This is a genomic window from Variovorax sp. GW821-FHT06D12, assembly GCF_059419205.1.
In genome coordinates this window covers 41,585-59,627 of sequence record NZ_JBWKRI010000005.1, presented here as the reverse complement: position 1 = coordinate 59,627, position 18,043 = coordinate 41,585, and the positions used below count along the sequence as shown (strand labels likewise).

Annotated in this window: 14 protein-coding genes and 1 tRNA gene; 9 read left to right on the top strand and 6 right to left on the bottom strand. The window is 65.6% G+C overall.

Annotation, left to right across the window (positions count from 1 at the left end; all coding sequences use genetic code 11):
• Positions 1-374: 374 nt before the first annotated feature.
• Complete coding sequence (locus tag AC07SQ_RS16565) at positions 375-2,378, top strand: polysaccharide biosynthesis protein (protein WP_495272463.1); 2,004 nt, start codon at positions 375-377, stop codon at positions 2,376-2,378.
• 102 nt (positions 2,379-2,480) lie between these two features.
• Here the strand turns inward: AC07SQ_RS16565 and AC07SQ_RS16560 are convergent, their stop codons facing one another.
• Together AC07SQ_RS16560 and AC07SQ_RS16555 are read right to left on the bottom strand one after the other, a co-directional pair.
• Positions 2,481-5,531, bottom strand: coding sequence for a YjbH domain-containing protein (locus AC07SQ_RS16560; protein ID WP_495272464.1), 3,051 nt, complete (start codon positions 5,529-5,531; stop codon positions 2,481-2,483).
• Positions 5,528-6,145 (bottom strand): YjbF family lipoprotein, encoded by a 618-nt coding sequence (locus AC07SQ_RS16555; protein WP_495272465.1) that lies wholly within the window; start codon positions 6,143-6,145, stop codon positions 5,528-5,530. Before AC07SQ_RS16555 ends, AC07SQ_RS16560 begins: the two co-directional genes overlap by 4 nt.
• A gap of 919 nt (positions 6,146-7,064) precedes the next feature.
• Between AC07SQ_RS16555 and AC07SQ_RS16550 the strand changes: the two genes are divergently transcribed.
• From AC07SQ_RS16550 to AC07SQ_RS16520, 7 genes are all read left to right on the top strand, one after another.
• The gene (locus AC07SQ_RS16550; RefSeq protein WP_495272466.1) at positions 7,065-7,826 is read left to right on the top strand and encodes a response regulator transcription factor; all 762 of its coding nucleotides are present in this window, start codon (positions 7,065-7,067) and stop codon (positions 7,824-7,826) included.
• A 160-nt stretch (positions 7,827-7,986) separates the two neighbouring features.
• A complete protein-coding gene (gene petA, locus AC07SQ_RS16545; protein ID WP_062473677.1) occupies positions 7,987-8,604 on the top strand; it encodes a ubiquinol-cytochrome c reductase iron-sulfur subunit in 618 nt (205 codons plus the stop codon).
• Positions 8,605-8,618: 14 nt separating this feature from the next.
• The gene (locus AC07SQ_RS16540; protein WP_354347879.1) at positions 8,619-10,055 is read left to right on the top strand and encodes a cytochrome b; all 1,437 of its coding nucleotides are present in this window, start codon (positions 8,619-8,621) and stop codon (positions 10,053-10,055) included.
• A 37-nt stretch (positions 10,056-10,092) separates the two neighbouring features.
• Positions 10,093-10,869 carry a cytochrome c1 gene (locus AC07SQ_RS16535; RefSeq protein ID WP_062473681.1) on the top strand — a complete coding sequence of 259 codons (777 nt, stop codon included), beginning with the start codon at positions 10,093-10,095 and terminating at the stop codon, positions 10,867-10,869.
• 95 nt (positions 10,870-10,964) lie between these two features.
• Positions 10,965-11,576, top strand: a complete 612-nt coding sequence (locus AC07SQ_RS16530; RefSeq protein ID WP_062473683.1) for a glutathione S-transferase N-terminal domain-containing protein — start codon at positions 10,965-10,967, stop codon at positions 11,574-11,576.
• A 41-nt stretch (positions 11,577-11,617) separates the two neighbouring features.
• Positions 11,618-12,196: a ClpXP protease specificity-enhancing factor gene (locus tag AC07SQ_RS16525; RefSeq protein ID WP_062473685.1), complete on the top strand. Its 579-nt coding sequence runs from the start codon at positions 11,618-11,620 to the stop codon at positions 12,194-12,196.
• Between the two features lie 59 nt (positions 12,197-12,255).
• Positions 12,256-12,331 (top strand) — tRNA-Thr (locus tag AC07SQ_RS16520).
• A 105-nt stretch (positions 12,332-12,436) separates the two neighbouring features.
• Here the strand turns inward: AC07SQ_RS16520 and AC07SQ_RS16515 are convergent.
• Together AC07SQ_RS16515 and AC07SQ_RS16510 are read right to left on the bottom strand one after the other, a co-directional pair.
• A complete protein-coding gene (locus AC07SQ_RS16515) occupies positions 12,437-13,252 on the bottom strand; it encodes a class I SAM-dependent methyltransferase (RefSeq protein ID WP_495272467.1) in 816 nt (271 codons plus the stop codon).
• Positions 13,249-13,638 carry a cupin domain-containing protein gene (locus AC07SQ_RS16510; protein WP_495272468.1) on the bottom strand — a complete coding sequence of 130 codons (390 nt, stop codon included), beginning with the start codon at positions 13,636-13,638 and terminating at the stop codon, positions 13,249-13,251. Before AC07SQ_RS16510 ends, AC07SQ_RS16515 begins: the two co-directional genes overlap by 4 nt.
• Before the next feature lie 141 nt (positions 13,639-13,779).
• On the opposite strand from AC07SQ_RS16510, the gene AC07SQ_RS16505 reads away from it, so the two are divergent.
• Entirely contained in the window at positions 13,780-16,929 is a 3,150-nt protein-coding gene (locus AC07SQ_RS16505; protein ID WP_495272469.1) for an ATP-binding protein, read from the top strand.
• Positions 16,930-16,996: 67 nt separating this feature from the next.
• Here the strand turns inward: AC07SQ_RS16505 and AC07SQ_RS16500 are convergent, their stop codons facing one another.
• Both AC07SQ_RS16500 and AC07SQ_RS16495 read right to left on the bottom strand, forming a co-directional pair.
• Positions 16,997-17,344: a zinc ribbon domain-containing protein YjdM gene (locus tag AC07SQ_RS16500; protein WP_495272470.1), complete on the bottom strand. Its 348-nt coding sequence runs from the start codon at positions 17,342-17,344 to the stop codon at positions 16,997-16,999.
• 89 nt (positions 17,345-17,433) lie between these two features.
• Positions 17,434-18,027 (bottom strand): hypothetical protein, encoded by a 594-nt coding sequence (locus AC07SQ_RS16495; RefSeq protein WP_495272471.1) that lies wholly within the window; start codon positions 18,025-18,027, stop codon positions 17,434-17,436.
• Positions 18,028-18,043: the final 16 nt, after the last annotated feature.

Genomic DNA, 18,043 nt, shown 5'->3' with positions numbered 1-18,043 from the left:
GTTTCGCATGAATCATGTGTCGTACAGAAATTCCCTTATTTCTTAGTTGAGGCGATCGGATCGCGTCATCTAGACGGGCGGGCTGAAGGCTAGGCACGTCCTGGGCATTGTAGTCAGGGCGTTTGGAGTCACCGCCCAGTGGATGTATGCCAAGCGGTGAGCGTTCTGGGCCCGAATCGGTCATAGCTGCCAAAGTGGCCGCCGATCCAAAACGCTGATGAGCGGCTCTATGACTAAAGTCATGTCGATGCAAAAGATACAAAAAATGACATTTTGAATGTCGCAAATCCCCTGAATTGGGGGGGAGGGGTGGGTACCCTTCACGGACAATTGTTGCAGCGCGGCACCCTGTAGGTGCCGCAGGAGTTTTCAGTGTGATCAATCGTCTGGCTGCGCCCTTGCTTGCCTTGCCGCGCCCCGTGAAGCGCATGCTGGCTCTAGGGGTCGATGCAATGCTCTGCATCCTGTGTGTCTGGTTGGCATTCAGCTTTCGCTTCGAGCAATGGATGGCTCCGCGCGGCGTTCAGTGGTCGGCTGTCGCGGTGGCCGTCGCCCTTGCGCTTCCCCTCTTTGTGGTTTTCGGGCTCTACCGAGCCATCTTTCGATATGCAGGCACAGCTGCAGTCATGGCTATCGTGCGCGCGTGCGTGCTCTTTGGCCTCGGCTATGCGTTGATTTTTGCGGTGGTCGGTGTGCGAGGGGTACCGCGCACGGTCGGTCTGCTGGTCCCGTTGCTCTTGTTCCTGGCCATCGCCGGCTCGCGCATGTTTGCGCGCTATTGGTTGGGTGGTCTCTACATGAGCGCTCTGCAGCGCAAGCAACTGCCTCAGGTTGTGATTTACGGTGCCGGTAGCGCGGGTTTGCAACTGGCTGCAGCGTTGGCCCAAAGTCGGGACATGGTCGTCCGCGCTTTCGTTGACGATGACTCGCATCTCCAAGGCAACACGATCAACGGTTTGCGCATTCAGTCTTCGGATTGGCTGAGCAACAACGCTGCCAGTTGGGGCATCACGGACGTGCTCTTGGCGATGCCTTCGGCCAGCCGCGGGCGTCGTGTTGAAATTCTGAACCAGTTGTTGCCATTGCATCTGCATGTACGCATGCTCCCGGGGTTGCTTGATTTGGCCAACGGCAAGGTGCAGGTCAATGATCTGGTTGAGGTCGACATCGAAGACTTGCTGGGGCGGGATCCTGTCGAGCCGGTGGCAGACCTGTTGCACAAGCACATCCGCGGTCGGGTGGTGTTGGTCACCGGGGCCGGTGGCTCCATCGGCAGTGAACTGTGCCGGCAGATCGTTCAGCTGTCGCCTTCCACGCTGCTGCTTGTGGAGTTGAGCGAGTACGCGCTCTATGGCATCCACCAGGAGCTGGAACAGTTGGCGCCGAACGTCCGTGTCGTCCCTCTGCTCGCTTCGGTGTGCGATGCGGCGCGGCTGCGTGAAGTGATGCGCGCCTGGCGCCCTGACACGGTCTATCACGCGGCGGCATACAAGCATGTGCCACTCGTCGAGCACAACCCGGCAGAGGGTGTGCGAAACAACGCGATGGGCACGCTCACGACGGCGCGGATCGCGATGGAGTGCAAGGTTCCCAACTTTGTCCTGATCAGCACCGACAAGGCCGTGCGGCCGACGAACATCATGGGGGCCAGCAAACGGGTCGCCGAAATGGCATTGCAGGGGCTGGCGCAGCAGAGTTCGGATACCTGCTTCTCGATGGTCCGTTTCGGTAACGTGCTCGGCTCCAGTGGTTCAGTGGTGCCGTTGTTTCGAAAGCAGATCGAGGCGGGCGGCCCGATCACGTTGACGCATGCAGACATTACCCGCTATTTCATGACCATTCCCGAGGCCGCCCAGCTGGTGATTCAGGCGGGTGCGATGGCGCTGGGCGGCGATGTCTTTGTGCTCGACATGGGCGAGCCGGTGAGGATCATCGACCTCGCTCGTCGGCTGGTGGAGCTTTCGGGGCGCACGGTCCGTGACGCGCATTCGCCGAATGGCGATATCGAACTCCAGGTGACCGGGTTGCGGCCCGGCGAGAAGCTCTACGAAGAGCTCCTGATTGGCGACAGCGCGATGCCTACAGCGCATCCTCGTGTCATGAAGGCACACGATCCCTGTCTGCCTTGGAATGAGCTCTGGCGCCAGTTCGAGACGCTGAATGCGGCACTCGAAAGCAGCGATGTGCCGATGTTGAAGCAGACGCTGACGCAGATGCTGCCCGGCTATCGGCCCCATGCGGAGGTGGTGGACTGGGTGCATATGGAGCGTCACCGTGTGCGTGACCGTGCTCTGCCGATCGCAGCGGCAGTCGGCGCCGCGCAGGTGGGTGAGGCCAACCAGCCAGCCGCGCCGAACCAGATTGCCGTGGCAATCTGATTCGATAGAGCTGCTTCATTTTTTCCCGCCCCGACTCACTGGGGGTGATGCTGAGACCAAGAGCCCCGGATCGGGGCTCTTTTGTTTTCAGGCCTGTGGCGCCTACTGCGCCCGCTTGAAGTCGAGGATGTTGTCCCCCGCCTTGGGTGCTTTGTCGTCGGGCGGCGAGAAGCTGAAAGCCTTCGGATCCCGTATCGACGTCATCTCGAACAGCGGGTTGATCCGTCCCAGCTTGGCGCCACCATCCCGCACCAGCGGAGCCCAGGCAAAGTTCGCAGTGAACTTGCTCGAGCGCGGCAGCAATGCGTCGAAGGGAATGGAAACGTAGATGCCCTTGTCGAAACTGCCTTCGCCGAACTGTGCGGCGGACACGTTGGTCTTGGTGGCCCACGCGCCGATCGTCACGCCGTTGTCGAAGCGGCGGCTGATGTCGAGGGTGACGCCACGATCGCCCGCCAAGTATTGGCCCGCACTGATCCTGGCCTGCACGCCGTTCCAGCCCGTGTCCCAATAGAGCGTGGCGTGGCCGGTGTTGACCTTGTAGTCGCGCAGGCCGAGGTCTTGGGCAAAGTCGCGCTGGCGCACGTGGTTGAGGTCGATGCCGAAAGCGAACTTGCTGCGCCACGGACGATAGAGCCACTCGGCACCCACGCCGGCGAACATCGACTCGAGGGCGCCGCCGTAGACGCTGTAGTACTGGTCTTCGTTCAGGCGGCCCACGTGGGTCAGCTGAAACACCGGCATCGTCAACCGCTTGGTCGTTGCGTACTCGCGTTGGTAGGTTCGCACGCGGGGAAGGTTGCTGGGCGCCGTGTAGGTGAACTTGTCGAAGTTGTCGAGCAGGCGCCAGTTCAGCGCGGCGTTCACCCAGGTGCTCGGCGTGAAGCGGTACTCCGCAGTGGCAGAGACGCCGAGCTGATAGAGCAGGAAGGCATCAGGGCCGCCGAGGATCTGCGAGAAGCTCGGAGTCAGGCCGAAAGTGAGTCTTTCCGTGCGCCGCTCCCATGGCGCCATGGCCGGCGTCTCGCCGGACGATGCGGTGGCGGTTGCATCAGTGGGTGTGCGCTGCGGCGATGTCGGCACGTAGAGCCCGTCTTCGGTCCGGCCGCGAGGCGGGGCGTAGTCGCGCTGGTCCGTGGCGCGCAGTTCTGCGGGGGTCTGTGCCTGGTAGTGCGCCGTCACCCACTCGCTGCGATCGACGACTTGCGTGTGCAGTGCCAGTCCGCGCTCGTTGTAGTGAAGCACGAAGTGCTTGATCGACGCCGGGGCATCGCGATGCATGACGGCAATGACCTGCTGCACGCGGGCCTCGCGGTACACCGTGTGGCTCTCGGTGATCCAGACGTGCGCGCTGTCGCCTTGCGGCGCGATGCGCTGCACGGTCCATTCGGTGCGTGCCTGGATCTCCGCAGCGGTGGAGGCCCATCCAGGTGGATTGGCTGGAGCCTCCGGCGTGAAGCGGGGCGGCGGCGGATCTGCGGGCTTGCTGGCTCGCATGCTCGCCATGTTGGTGGACAGGGTCAGGCCCACCATCACCTTGTTGCCGCGTTCCAGGCCGGCGGTGAAGGCGACGCCGGGTGAGTAGCGATATTCCAGTCCAATGTTGAAAGGTGAGCGCTGAACTTGGTTGTTCTGCTGGGGCTCGTTCTTGTAGTTGTTGCCTTCGTACTCGAGCTTGACGGTCAGGGGATCCCAGGGCGTGCGCCATTCGACGCCGCCGAATAAGGAAGCTGGCCCTCGAAAGAAGGCCTTGAAATTTGCTTCGCCGCCCGTTGCTGAGCTCACCGTACGCGTTCTGAAGCGATTGCTTAGGGCGAGCAAGGGGTTGCGGATGTTTCCGCTGTTGCCCAGGTATCCCCAGCCGATGCCGAGGCTGAAGTCGAGATCGCCGTAGCGCTTGTTGGCGACCAGGTATTCGGCCGAAAAGAGGCCGGTACCGCCAAGGTCGCGAAAGCCCAGTGCAACCTGAGGCACATACGCGGATTCGCGCAGCAGCCGCAGCTTCACGTCGATGCTCTTGTCCTTATTGCTCTGGCCCGTGGTGCTGGCGGCATACGCGCGGTTGCTGATGGAGGTGTAGCGAAAGCCTGCCTCCATCCAGTCCAGTGGCTGGAACATCACGTTCAGTCGCGTATAGGGCGACACGTGGCTGATCGAGGTGCGGAAATCACCGGCCTCGCCCATGCGTGCCGTCGGCGTCTGGAGCAGGCCGGTTTCGCCCCAGTCGTTGCTGCTTGTGCGAGGCGCCTTGTATTGCGGGGCCGAGGCATCGGGGCGCACCGAGATGACGCTCTCCGGCGGAACTGACGGCGGAATGGGCGTATTGATTGTGGCGGCCGGCTTGGCAACTGCAAGCGCGGCAGTGGTGGTGCCCAGAGCCGCTGTCTGCGGCGAAGGGCCCTGGGTCGCCAGGAACTTGATGATGCCTTCCGATGCGTCGACCAGTTCGGTCATGCCGCGCGGCGCTGCCCAGATCCATGCACCGGGCGCCGGCTCATCGGAGGGGTGGCCGTTCCAGGGGGCGATGCCCACGCGGGACGTTCGGCCGTCGGGCTGCGCCACCCATGCCCAATCGTGAGTCGTGTTGGGGGCGCAGGCGATGACGTAGTCCCAAGCGGTCCGGCCGGCCTCGTGCGCCACGTGGCACAACTCGCCATTGGGGCGGACAACCGCGATGGTTTTCAATTGCGGGGAGGGCGCAATGAGCTGCTGGCCGGCCGACAGCACGGGGTCTTGATCCGGGTGCGCCTGCAGCCAGCGGGGGTCCACGATGCCCAGCGCCACGCGGCCGGTGATCGGCAGGTTCTGCAGCCATGTGATGAGCTTCAGCCGATCGAGTTGCTCGGGGCGCGGTGCGCGCCTGCTGGCTGCTTCAAGTCGCACGAGCAGGGTGTTCTTCAGAAACTGTTGAGCCAACCGTTCCTGCGGCACGCGCCATGCCAGTCCGGGCGTTGCGGCGCCTTCCGGCTGACGCAGCAACCAAGTGCTCAGTCGCTCACCGGGGCGCACCTCGGCATCATTTGCGGGCTCGACGGTCGCCGTGTTCTGAGACGGCTCCGCCAACGCACCAAGACTCGCCATCAACGCGCAGGCAAGGGCCGTTCGACGGGGCCAATGCGGGGGGCTGATGGCTCGCAGGAGGAGGGGGCTCATGTACCAGCGCGCGCCGCGGTGCCGGCTGCTGGTGCGGGGGGTGTCCACTGTTCGAAGCTCATGCAGAGGTCGCGGGAAATACATTGCTCCGAATACACGACCTGAGGGGCGCCAGAAGCAAATGAAACGCCGAAGCGGGCGGGAGGAACGGAGGCTGTCGCAGGGCGAGACACGCTGCGTTCTTCATACCAGCGCAAGGCGCTTGCGGGCACGCCGGCGAGAGCGCTGTCGGTGGGCGGCGCGATCGATGTGCGCGCGATGTCGTCGCGAATGCCGAAGCGATAGCCCGGCATCAGGTCGCGTTCGCGCGCGTAGGTCTGCGTGGTGTTGGCAGTGTGGGCTTGCCAGGGGGGTGGGTTGGCAAGTCGAACGTCGCGCCAGTCCATGGACAGCCCGGTCGTGCCGACCAGTTGACCATTCAGAAGTCGGACGACTTCGCCCGTGCCGCTGTACCAAACCTCGACGGGCCCTTCGGCGCGCTGATCGATATAGCCGAGCACCATGTACAGGACGCGCCCATCGACGGTGGCCCGCAGGTACCGATAGCTGGGATTGAAATTGGGCTGGGTTGCTGCAGACTCGCCGCGATACAGCAGTCGAGCTGAATCCAGCATGGCTGAAGTTCCGGAGGAGCAACCGCCAACGCCCAAGAAAAACGTTGCCAAAAGGCAACGTTCTAAGAGTCGCGTGGCGGAAGCAACGCGCGGACTTTTCAGCGAATGCCCTCCTTTCAGGAGGGCAACCAGCATTAACGCGTGCCGGTGGTGCCCGTGCCGGTGGTGCCCGTGCCAGGGACGAAGAAGCCGCCGCCGCCGTTGCCGTTGTTGCTGCTGCCGAGGGTCAGCATCAGTGCGCCGGTGCCTGCAACAGCGCCCCATTGAACGGGGGTCAGGCCGCCAAGGCCAGCAGCGGTTGCACTCGGAGCGCCGGCGGGGCCCGGCGTAAATGCGCGATTGTTGCTTGCGGGCGCAGGGGTAACCTGCGTTTGGGCAAAAGCCGACGAGATTGCCAGGGTGGCAAGGGCGACGGTAGCAACCAGTTTGTTCGTCTTCACAGTGATCCTCTCAAAGGGTTTTTATGCTCTTGACTTGAGGTTAGCAGCATCAGAAGTGTGCCGCAACTAATTTGGCCCGGAGGATGAGGCGTTTGCCACGGCATCCTTGTAACTGCGTATTGCCCCGATTCTTACGGGTGAGTGTGACGGGGACATGTGTATCTCAATGCTACGTAACGTTCCGCCCAAGATGGCCGTAACGACGGCGACTGACGCGAAGCTCCAGCGGCAAGGCCCCAGTCGCTACTGCTGCATTTTTCAATGAAATCAACGCACTGACCGAGCCATCGTTGCGATGGGCCGCCGGGCCGACTCCCAGGCATTGTTCCTGCAGTACCCCGAAACGAAAGTTGACATTCAAGGTAGGCCGCGGGGCACAACAAGGGGATATGCGTGGTTCGATTGTCTGAAGGTGGGGTATCGAAGGGTGTGCGAGTGTGCGGGCGCGCGGCCGGTGGCGTGATCGGAGGCGTCTGCTCATGATGAATCACCTGTCCGCCAGCAGCGCACACTCGGCGCCGGCACTCACCGGCCGGTACGCCGCCTTGGGCTGTGCCTTCTTCGGTGCCCTGATCGTCGAGGGCGACCTGGCCCTGGCCGATCGCATGCGACGCCTCCTTTGCGACCTGGCCCCGGGACGCCGCGTCGTGATCGCCTCCACGCACGCGGAGGCGATCCGCCTGCTGGCCGCGCTGCCCTACGACCTGGTGCTGGTCGACATGCACCTCACTGATGACGGCGGTGTCGCGCTCCTGTCGCACCTGCGGCGTACCTACCCGCAGATCGACGCCATCGCCATGTCGAAGGACGACGACCGCCTGCTGGTCGAGGCCGCGATCTCGTCAGGAGCCTCCGGCTATCTGCTGACGAGCGCCGACGATGCCGAACTCTCTTTCTTGCTGCGCTCGATCGAGCGCGGCGGTTCGCCGATGGACGCACGCGTCGCGCGTCGCGTCCTCGGCCTGATTGCGGCGTCCGCGAAACCGGAGGGTGTCGAGTCCGCGCTGCGCGACGGCGACACGGTCTCGCCCCCGATGCCTGCTCCCGGGCTGCTGTCACCTCGGGAGCTCAATGTGCTGCGCCTGATCGCGCAAGGCTGGAGCAATCGGCAGATTGCCGAAGCGATCTGCCTCTCGATCAACACGGTCGAGTTCCACGCCAAGCGGATCTACCGCAAGCTGGCCGTCAAGTCGCGCACCCAGGCCGTTCGGCAGGCAACCCAGTACGGACTGCTGAGCTGAGCGCCGAGGGCCGTCGCGTGCTGTCGCGCACGTGCTGCGGCGCCGTGCGCACGCGCGGCAATCATTGAAAAACCCTTTTGCGCCCCGCTACAATCTCGGGTTGACCTTGCTGTGGCAAAGGTCAGCCCCTGCTCCAGCGAAGAAGACTTAGAGGATCCCCATGAGTGACATGACCTCCGGCTCGCCCCGGATCGACACAAGCAAGCGGACGTGGTTGATCGCATCCAGCTGTGCCGGCGTAGCGGGCGGCGTGGCCACCGCAATCCCTTTTGTGAGCACATTCCAGCCGTCCGAAAAGGCCAAGGCCGCGGGCGCCGCGGTCGAAGTGGACATCTCGGCCCTCAAGGTCGGCGAAAAGATCACCGTCGAATGGCGCGGCAAGCCCGTCTGGATCCTCAAGCGCAGCCCTGATCAGGTTGCCGAACTCGCCAAGCTCGATGGCCAGCTCGCCGATCCGCTCTCCAAGCGTCACCCCGACGAATTCACGCCCAAGTACGCACAGAACGGCCATCGTTCGATCAAGCCCGATGTGCTGGTCGTGGTCGGCATCTGCACCCACCTCGGCTGCTCGCCGGTCGACCGCCTGCAGGCCGGTCCGCAACCCTCGCTGCCGAACGACTGGGAGGGCGGCTTCCTCTGCCCTTGCCACGGTTCCACGTTCGACCTCGCCGGTCGCGTCTTCAAGAACAAGCCCGCTCCTGACAACCTCCCTGTGCCTCCGCACATGTACCTGTCCGACACGCGCCTGCTCATCGGCGACGACAGCAAGAAGGCCTGAGGGAGACCACGAACATGGCTGAATTTCACGAAGTTTCCCCCAACGCTCCCGCCGGCGAGAAGCTGCTCAACTGGGTCGACAACCGCTTCCCGCTGACCAAGCTCTGGAACGACCAGTGGGGCAAGTACTACGCACCGAAGAATTTCAACTTCTGGTACATCTTCGGCTCGCTCGCGATGCTGGTCCTCGTGATCCAGATCGTGACCGGCATCTTCCTCGTCATGCACTACAAGCCCGACGCGAACCAGGCGTTCGCATCGGTCGAGTACATCATGCGCGACGTGCCCTGGGGCTGGTTGATCCGCTACATCCACTCGACGGGCGCCTCGGCGTTCTTCATCGTGGTGTACCTGCACATGTTCCGCGGCCTCATGTACGGCAGCTACCGCAAGCCGCGCGAGCTGATCTGGGTGTTCGGTTGCGCGATCTTCCTGTGCCTGATGGCCGAAGCCTTCATGGGCTACCTGCTGCCCTGGGGCCAGATGTCCTACTGGGGCGCTCAGGTGATCGTGAACCTGTTCGCTGCCATCCCGTTCATCGGTCCTGACCTGGCCCTGTTGATCCGCGGCGACTACGTCGTGAGCGACGCCACGCTGAACCGCTTCTTCAGCTTCCACGTCATCGCCGTGCCGCTGGTGCTGCTCGGCCTCGTGGTGGCCCACCTGATCGCGCTGCACGAAGTGGGTTCGAACAACCCCGACGGCATCGAGATCAAGGCCAAGCGCGGTCCCGACGGCCATCCGCTCGACGGCATCCCGTCGCACCCGTACTACACGGTGCACGACATCTTCGGCGTGGTGGTGTTCCTCACGATCTTCTCGGCCGTGATCTTCTTCGCGCCCGAAGCCGGTGGGTACTTCCTGGAATACAACAACTTCATCCCGGCCGACTCGCTGAAGACGCCGAACCACATCGCTCCGGTCTGGTACTTCACGCCGTTCTATTCGATGCTGCGCGCCACCACCGACGACATGGTCAACGTGTTCGCGCTGATCATCGCGGCCGCTGCCGTCTGGAACTTCATCAAGGGCAAGTCGGGCATGGGCCTCAAGATCGCCGCCGTGGTCGTGGCCGCCGTCGTGATCTTCCTGCTCAAGACCTTCGACGCCAAGTTCTGGGGCGTGGTCATCATGGGCGGCTCGGTCATCATCCTGTTCTTCCTGCCGTGGCTCGACCACAGCGAAGTCAAGTCGATCCGCTACCGCCCGAGCTGGCACAAGTATGTCTACGGCGTGTTCGTGTTCCTGTTCCTGATCCTGGGTTACCTCGGCATCCAGGCGCCCGGCGTCTGGGGCAACCTGGTCATCGGCTCGTTCGCCCTGGACATCGCCCAGACCATCTCGCAGATCGGCACGCTCTTCTACTTCGGCTTCTTCCTGCTGATGCCGTGGTGGAGCCGCAAGGGCGAATTCAAGACCGTGCCCGAGCGCGTGGTCTTCGCCGCCCATTGATGCGCGCGCAAGTGCAAGAGAGCTTGAGAGAAACACGATGAAGAAAAGAATTTCCGGCTGGCTCGCTGTCATGGGTCTGGCACTGGGCCTGACCTTCTCCGCGGCCGCATCCGCCGAATCGGGCGGTCTGGCGTGGGACAAGTCGCCCAACAAGACCACCGACGTGGCGGCCCTGCAGAACGGCGCCAAGCTGTTCGTCAACTACTGCCTCAACTGCCACTCGGCCGCCTTCATGCGCTACAACCGCCTGCAGGACATCGGCATCAGCGAGCAGCAGATCAAGGACAACCTTCTGTTCACGACCGACAAGGTCGGCGAGACCATGAAGGCCAACATCGACGCGCGCCAGGCCAAGGAATGGTTCGGCACCACGCCGCCCGACCTGACGCTGGTCGCCCGTTCGCGCGCCGGCCACGGCGGCACGGGCCCCGACTACCTGTACACCTTCCTGCGCAGCTTCTACCGCGACGACACCAAGGCCACCGGCTGGAACAACCTGCTGTTCCCGAGCGTCGCCATGCCGAACCCGCTGTGGGAACTGCAGGGCGAGCGCCTGCCGGTGCACGCCAAGGTCGAGCAGCACGGTCATGCCACCGACGTGTTCACGGGCAAGTGGGAGCAAGTGACCCCCGGCACGCTGACCCCGGTGCAGTTCGACAGCGCAGTGGGCGACCTCGTCGGCTACCTGCAGTGGATGGCCGAGCCGGCACAGAACACCCGCGTGCGTATCGGCGTGTGGGTGCTGCTGTTCCTGGCCATGTCGGTGGTTTTCGTATGGCGACTGAACGCCTCGTACTGGAAAGACGTCAAGTAATTCCGTTCACGCCGATCGGGCGCCTCGTGCGTCCGGTCCCACAGAGTGGGTTGCCCAGGCGACCCACTCTTTTTGATTTTTAGGAGTCTCTCGCCATGATGGTCTTGTATTCAGGAACGACCTGCCCCTTCTCCCACCGCTGCCGCTTCGTGTTGTTCGAAAAGGGCATGGACTTCGAGATCCGTGACGTCGATCTCTACAACAAGCCCGAAGACATCAGCGTGATGAACCCGTACGGCCAGGTGCCGATCCTGGTCGAGCGCGACCTGATCCTGTACGAGTCGAACATCATCAACGAGTACATCGACGAGCGCTTCCCGCATCCGCAACTGATGCCCGGCGACCCGGTCGACCGCGCCCGCGTGCGCCTGTTCCTGCTCAACTTCGAGAAGGAACTGTTCGTGCACGTCGCCACGCTCGAGAACCGCACCGCCAAGGGTAACGAGAAGGCGCTCGAAAAGGCCCGCTCGCACATCCGCGACCGCCTCACGCAGCTCGCGCCCGTGTTCCTCAAGAACAAGTACATGCTGGGCGACAACTTCTCGATGCTCGACGTGGCCATCGCGCCGCTGCTCTGGCGCCTCGACTACTACGGCATCGACCTGAGCAAGAACGCGGCACCGCTGCTGAAGTACGCCGAGCGCATCTTCTCGCGCCCGGCCTACATCGAAGCACTGACGCCTTCCGAAAAGGTCATGCGAAAGTAAGTAAGCTGCGTGCTTGCTTCCTTCGTTCTTCGCCGCCTTTCATGATCAACGCGCTCGAGTCCTCTTCCACCCGCCCGTACCTCATCCGGGCGCTGTACGAGTGGTGCACCGACAACGGGTTCACGCCCTATGTCGCGGTGCTGGTCGACGACACCGTCCAGGTGCCGCGCGAGTACGTGAAGAACGGCGAGATCGTGCTGAACATCAGCTTCGACGCGACCAGCTCGCTGAAGCTGGGCAACGACTTCATCGAGTTCAAGGCCCGCTTCGCCGGCACGGCGCGCGAGATCAGCGTGCCGGTCGGCCGCGTGATCGCGATCTACGCCCGTGAGAACGGACAGGGCATGGCGTTCCCGGCCCCCGTGCCGACCGCCACCACGTCCGACGATGGCGATGACGCCACCACGGCCGCTGCTTCGCCGAACAGCGCGCCGCGCATGCCGCTGCGCGATGCCTCGCGCGGCACCGAGGGCGACGCCAGCAAGGTGTTCCACCTGGTGACGGGCGAAGAGGGCGACGAGACGGTCGACGCCGGCTCGGCGCCTTCCGACCCGACCGACGAGCCACCGCGCCCGCCGGCCGGTGGCGGTGCCCGGCCGTCGCTCAAGCGCGTCAAGTGACGACGCGGTCGGCCCCAAAGCCGGCCGCTTAGAATCGTCGCCAGCACTGCTTTCTTTCAGCCGCTTTAGCTCAATTGGTAGAGCACCCGCCTTGTAAGCGGAAGGTCGTCAGTTCGATTCCGACAAGCGGCACCAATCAAAAAAGCCCGACAACGTCCTGCGTTGCCGGGCTTTTTCTTTGTCTCCCTCGACCTGTCCGGCGGTCCGGGCCGGCCGCAGAAGGCGACGGAACGCCGCGGATCAGCCCACGTCCACCGTCACCCGCAGGAACGTCGCGGCGATCAGGCAGGTGTTGGGGTACTGGCTCTGGTTCTGGCTCTGGAACAGCGTCACCAGCTCCGTGCGCAGTTCGTCGGTGCGCCCCGCCTGGGCTGCCGCGTCGAAGGCGTTCATGGTCGGGCCATAGAACTGCCGGAACGTGTCGACGAATTCCGCCGCCGAGCCTTTGAAGTCGAAGATGTAGCTGTCGCGTTCCCAGCTGATGGCCTCCGAGGCAACGCCCGCCGCGCCGAAGCGCTCGATGATGTTCGGGGTCGAGCCCCAGCCCATCGGGCTCACGAAACCCTCGGGCGGCGGGGGCGCATACGACGAACTGATCCTCAGAATCTGCGCCACCAGCGTCGGGTCGTTCGGGATCCAGTTGCCCATGAGGATGCGCCCGCCCGGGCGCGTGACACGCACCATCTCCCGTGCGACGTCGAAGGGCTTGGGCGCGAACATGGCGCCGAACATGCTGATGACGAGGTCGAAGGACTTGTTCTCCAGCCGCAGCTCGCAGGCGTCCCCTTCCTCGAACCGGCAGCTGGCCGACAGCCCGGCCTGGGCCGCCCGCCGGTTGCCCGCGGCGACCAGGTTGGCTGCGATGTCGACGCCCAGCACCTGCGCGCCGAGCTTGGCGGCCGGGATGGCGGTGTTGCCGTCGCCGCAGCCGAGGTCCAGCACCTTCATGCCGGGCGTGATGCGGGCGTGCCGCACGACGTCTTCCCCGCTCTCGCGCATGCTCTCGGCGATGCGGGTGAAGTCGCCCTTTTCCCAGAGGGCCTTGTTCGGGTTCATGACTTCACCTTCTCGATCATGTGGTCGATCACGTGCGTGTGCTCGTGTTGCGGGCTGAACATCACGATCTCCGCGTCGGCGTCGACCTTGACGTTGTGGCCGGGCGGCCAATAGAACAGGTCGTTGGTCTTCACGGTCTCCTGTTCCCCGGCGTCGTCGGTGGTGGTGATCTGGCCCTTGAGCACGAACCCCCAGTGCGGGCACTGGCAGGAGTTGTGGTTGTTCAGGCCCTGGAAGAGCGGCGTCGTGTCGACGCCCGCTGACAGCGTGAAGTACTCGCCGCTGATCCTGCTGTAGCCGGTCGCGTCGCCGAAATTCAAACGCTGCCGGATCAGGGCACCGGGAATTTCCATCTTCACGTCGACGGCGTCTTTTGCGATATGCATGAGGTACTCCTTGAGGGTCCGCGGGCGCGAGGGTGATGCGTCTATTCGTTGCACCCGCCAGATTCGATAGACGGCATACTGATGCTCCACGCTTGGCGTTCCTGAAACGTTCCCGGCCCGTGCCGGGGGAAAGGAATCGCGATGTCGCCCCCACCGACTCCGCCGTCCGAAGCCGTGTCCATCCGGCTGCTGGGCCCGTTCCACCTGAGCGTGGCCGGCGATGACCCGCAGATTCCACCAGTGCCGCTGACCCGGCGCGCCGCCGAGCTGCTGCAGCTGCTGGCGCTGCAGCCCGGACGCAGCCTGGCGAACGAGCAGGTGGTGGAGGCCCTGTGGCCGCACCTGGACCCCGACGCGGGCAGCGCCAACCTGCGCAAGGCCGCACACCACGCGCGCCAGTTCATCGGCCAGCCCGACGCCCTGGTGCTGCGAGGCGGCCGCGTTTTCCTGCTGCCCGACCATGCGGTGGCGTGCGACGCCGACCAGTTCGAGCGCGCAGCGGACGAGGCCCTGCACGGCGGCGATCCGCAGGCCTGCAAGGCGGCCGCGCAGCTCTATGGTGGCGAGCTCCTGCCGGACGCCCGCTACGAAGCCTGGACCGAGGCGCCGCGCCAGCGGTTGCGCGACAAGTTCCTGCGGCTGCTGCGCCAGACCGGCGACCTGGAACGGCTGGTGCGCGAAGACCCCACCGACGAGGCGGCGCATGTGCAGCTGATGCGCGAGGAACTGGCGGCCGGGCGACGCTCTTCGGCGCTGCGCTGGTACGGCCACCTGCGCGACCATCTGCAGCAGACCCTCGACCTGCGCCCCGGTCCGCCGGCCGAGGCGCTGTACCGCGAATGCGTGGCGGGCCTGGAAGGCGCCGCGCCGCGTTTCGTCGGCCGTGCCATGGAGCTGGTGCGTGTCCTGGGGTGGCTGCGCGCCAGCCTCGCGGGCCGTCCGGGGGGCGCGGTGGTGCGCGCGCCGGCGGGCATGGGCAAGACCGCGTTCTGCCGCCGCGTCGCCGAAGAAGCGCGGGGCCTGGGCTGGCAGGTGCGCTCGTTGCAGGCCGGCGACTGGACCCGGCCCTACGGCATCGCGGCCGACCTGGTGGAGCCCTTGCTCGGCGAACTGCCCGACGCGGCGCAGGCCATCGGTGCGCACGCCCAGGCCGTGCTGGTGCAGATGACCGCCTCGGGTGACGTGAAGCCGCTGGCCCTGCCGCTCGGGCGCCACCAGATGGTGGGCGCCGTGCGCCGGCTGCTGCTGGCCACCGCCGCGCAAAAGCCGGTGCTGCTCATCGTCGACGACGCGCACGCGGCGGACGACGCGAGCGCCCAGGCGCTGACGCAACTGGCGGCAAGCGGCCCCCCGGTGTTCGTGCTGCTTGCATGCCGGCACGCGCTGCCGCCCCTGCTGGACCGGAACACCTCGCGCCTGCAGCGTGCCGGCCAGCTGGAAGCCCTTGAACTGGGCCCACTGTCCGAGGAGGAAGCGGCACTGCTCGCGGCCCGCTCGGCCGACGCACCGATGACGGCCGAGGCCGCCACCGCCATCGCGCGTCGTGCCGAAGGCCTGCCGTTTGCCGTGGTCGAGCTCGCGCGCGGTGCGGCCGCGTCGGACGGCGCCACGGCGGTGATGTCCCGCAGCCTGTCGTCGGCCCTGGCCGAACGCCTGTGCGACCTGGACCCCGGCACGACGGAGGCCCTGCGCCGGTTGGCGCTGTCGGCCGAAGATTTCGACGTGGCCACGGCCGTGGCGCTGGCTGCCGATGAAGGCCACGACGCCTTGGCGCGGCTCGACCAGGCGTTGGCCGCGGGCGTGCTGGTGGTGGCCGACGGCCGCTACCGCTTCCGCCATGCCCTCGTGCGGGACGCGCTGGCCGAAGGCATCCCGCCGCACCGGCGTGTGCTGCTGCATCGCGACGTGGCGGCGCGGCTCGCGCAAGGCGGTGCGGCACCGGGCTTGGTGGGCCATCACTGGCTCGCCGCGGGCGATGCCGAGCAGGCCATGCCGTGTGCGCTGGCGGCTGCACGCCAGGCCTTTCGCCTCGGCGCCTACGAGGACGTGTTGCGCCATGTCGAGCCGCTGCTCGCGCACCGGGCGACGCAGCCGGAAGCCCTGGCGCTGCGTGCCGAGTCCCTGGACGCCCTGGGCCGGCCGGGCACGCTGGCCGCCTACGATGCGGCCGCCGCCGTCGCGCCAGACGCGCTGTCCCACGAACTGCGCGCCAAGCGGGCCTTGGCCCAAGTGAAGATGAGCGACCCGCCCGGTGCCCTGCAGTACCTGAAGGATGTGCACCCCACCACGGTGGCGGGGCGCCTCGCCGAAGCGCTGGCTTACAGCGGCGCGGCGGCCCTGGGCTTCGGGGACCCCGCCGAAGGCACGCGCCGGTCGGCCGAAGTGCGCCGGATCGCCCTGGAGACGGGCGACGAAGGCACGCTCGTGATCGCCTCCTGGTCGCAGGCCGCGGCGGCGCACGCGCGCGGCGACCTGCACGGCAGCGTGTGGGCCGACCTGAAGGAGACGAGCCACCTGCCGCAGCTGGCGGTGCGCGTGTTCGACGGCCACCTGTGCATCACGCAGCGCTTCCTGTACGGCTCGCGGCCGTATGCCGAAGTCATCGCGTTCGCCGATGCGCTGGCCACGGAAGCGCAGCGGCTGGGCGCGGCGCGCGGACATGCGTTCGCGGTCACGCTGCGCGGCGAGGCCTGGCTGCTCAGCGGCCAGCTCGACGCCGCCGAGCAGGACCTGGTGGCCGGCGGGCGCATGCACCGCGCGATCGGCGGCGCGACCGGCGAAGCGCTGTCGCTGCAGCGCCGCTCCGAACTGGCGATCTACCGTGGGCAGATGGACCGGGCGCGCGGCCTGCTCGACGAAGCGCTCGATGTCGCGCGCCAGTCCGACGTCGGCTTCCACCTGCTGGACCGCATCTACGGCACCCGCATCGCGATGGCCACGCAGCCCGATGCCGCGCTGGGCGTGCTGGAGGAGGCCGAGGCCAACGTGCGCGGCCCGCTGGAAAGCTGCCCCGGCTGCCGCATCACCTTCGCCATCCCGGCCACCATCGCGGCCGCGAGAGCGCACGAACTGGACCTGGCGGCCAGCCACCAGCAGCAATCCGAATACCTGGCCAACGTGGTGATGAAACTGCCGGCTTGGTACGCGTCGCTGCACGAGGCGCAGGCTCACATCGAACGGGCCTCGGGCCGTGTCGCTGCCGCGCGCGAAGGCTTCGCCGCGGCGGCGCGGGAGTTCCACGCCTGCGGCCATGCGCTGGACGCCGCACGCTGCCGGGAGTTGGCCAGCTAGGAAGTCCGCGCGGCACCGGCGTGACGAGCGGACAGCGAGACGCTGCACCGCATGAGCCAGGCCGGTCTCACGCCTTGCGCACGAATTCCGACTTCAGCTTCATCGCGCCAATGCCATCGATCTTGCAGTCGATGTCGTGATCGCCATCGATCAGGCGGATGTTCTTCGCCTTGGTGCCGACCTTCACGACCAGCGACGAGCCCTTGACCTTGAGGTCCTTGATGACGGTGACGGTGTCGCCGTCGTTCAGCACGTTGCCGACCGAATCCTTGATGACCCGCTCCTCATCGGCCGCGCTTTCGGCGGCAGCGCCCGAGGCGGACCATTCGTGAGCGCATTCGGGGCAGACAAGGTTGAGGCCGTCTTCGTAGGTGAATTCCGAATGGCATTGGGGGCAAGGGGGCAGGGTGCTCACGGCGGTAGGTAGGGTCCGTATCGGTTGAAGGACGTGGATACTAGCCTGCCCTCATGGACGCAGGTCCTGTTCCTGTTGGCCGCAGCGGCTCAATCCAAGGTGTCGAAGAGCCGGAAGATCCACGACAGCTGGTACGCCAGCGTGCCCGCAACAAAGGCCGTGTGAAAGCGCGGTTTGGCGGAGCGCGCCGCCGCGATGCACAGGCCCACGAGGATGGGCGTGCGGATGAGGTACTCCATCGCAAAGCGGGCGAAGTGCGCCTCGCCCTTGATCAGCGTGTCGACCACGTCGAGCAGGTAGGTGGCGGCCAGCAAGCCGAAGAACCACGCGCGGCGGGCGTAGAAGTAGTCGCGGTAGCTCGCGTAGTCCTGCATGCTGTCGGGAAAGAGCAGCGCGCACAGCAAGAAGAGCAGGATCGCGTAGCTGACGATGAAGGCGTAGGTGCCGAAGGTCCAGCTGTCGATCTGGTACAGCCCGAACTCCCACCACCAGAAATGCACCAGCGCCAGCAGCACTGAGGCGACCCAGGCCAGGTGCACGGCGTAGAGCCGGTACTGCGTCGGGTGCTGCACGATGCGCGCGACGCCCGACAGCAACCGGGTCACGCCCAAGCCGATGACCATGCCCATCACGACACGGATGTGCGGAAAGATGTCGTGGGCCGAGATGGCTTCTTGCTGCATGCGAGAGTGCCCGGTC

Excerpts from the sequence above, each read along its gene's own strand:
- AC07SQ_RS16555 (WP_495272465.1), bottom strand. The coding sequence starts at position 6,145 with ATGCTGGATTCAGCTCGACTGCTGTATCGCGGCGAGTCTGCAGCAACC.
- AC07SQ_RS16515 (WP_495272467.1), bottom strand. The coding sequence starts at position 13,252 with ATGAACCCGAACAAGGCCCTCTGGGAAAAGGGCGACTTCACCCGCATC.
- AC07SQ_RS16495 (WP_495272471.1), bottom strand. The coding sequence starts at position 18,027 with ATGCAGCAAGAAGCCATCTCGGCCCACGACATCTTTCCGCACATCCGT.
- AC07SQ_RS16510 (WP_495272468.1), bottom strand. The coding sequence starts at position 13,638 with ATGCATATCGCAAAAGACGCCGTCGACGTGAAGATGGAAATTCCCGGT.
- AC07SQ_RS16550 (WP_495272466.1), top strand. The coding sequence starts at position 7,065 with ATGATGAATCACCTGTCCGCCAGCAGCGCACACTCGGCGCCGGCACTC.
- AC07SQ_RS16505 (WP_495272469.1), top strand. The coding sequence starts at position 13,780 with ATGTCGCCCCCACCGACTCCGCCGTCCGAAGCCGTGTCCATCCGGCTG.
- AC07SQ_RS16535 (WP_062473681.1), top strand. The coding sequence starts at position 10,093 with ATGAAGAAAAGAATTTCCGGCTGGCTCGCTGTCATGGGTCTGGCACTG.
- AC07SQ_RS16540 (WP_354347879.1), top strand. The coding sequence starts at position 8,619 with ATGGCTGAATTTCACGAAGTTTCCCCCAACGCTCCCGCCGGCGAGAAG.
- petA (WP_062473677.1), top strand. The coding sequence starts at position 7,987 with ATGAGTGACATGACCTCCGGCTCGCCCCGGATCGACACAAGCAAGCGG.
- AC07SQ_RS16525 (WP_062473685.1), top strand. The coding sequence starts at position 11,618 with ATGATCAACGCGCTCGAGTCCTCTTCCACCCGCCCGTACCTCATCCGG.
- AC07SQ_RS16560 (WP_495272464.1), bottom strand. The coding sequence starts at position 5,531 with ATGAGCCCCCTCCTCCTGCGAGCCATCAGCCCCCCGCATTGGCCCCGT.
- AC07SQ_RS16530 (WP_062473683.1), top strand. The coding sequence starts at position 10,965 with ATGATGGTCTTGTATTCAGGAACGACCTGCCCCTTCTCCCACCGCTGC.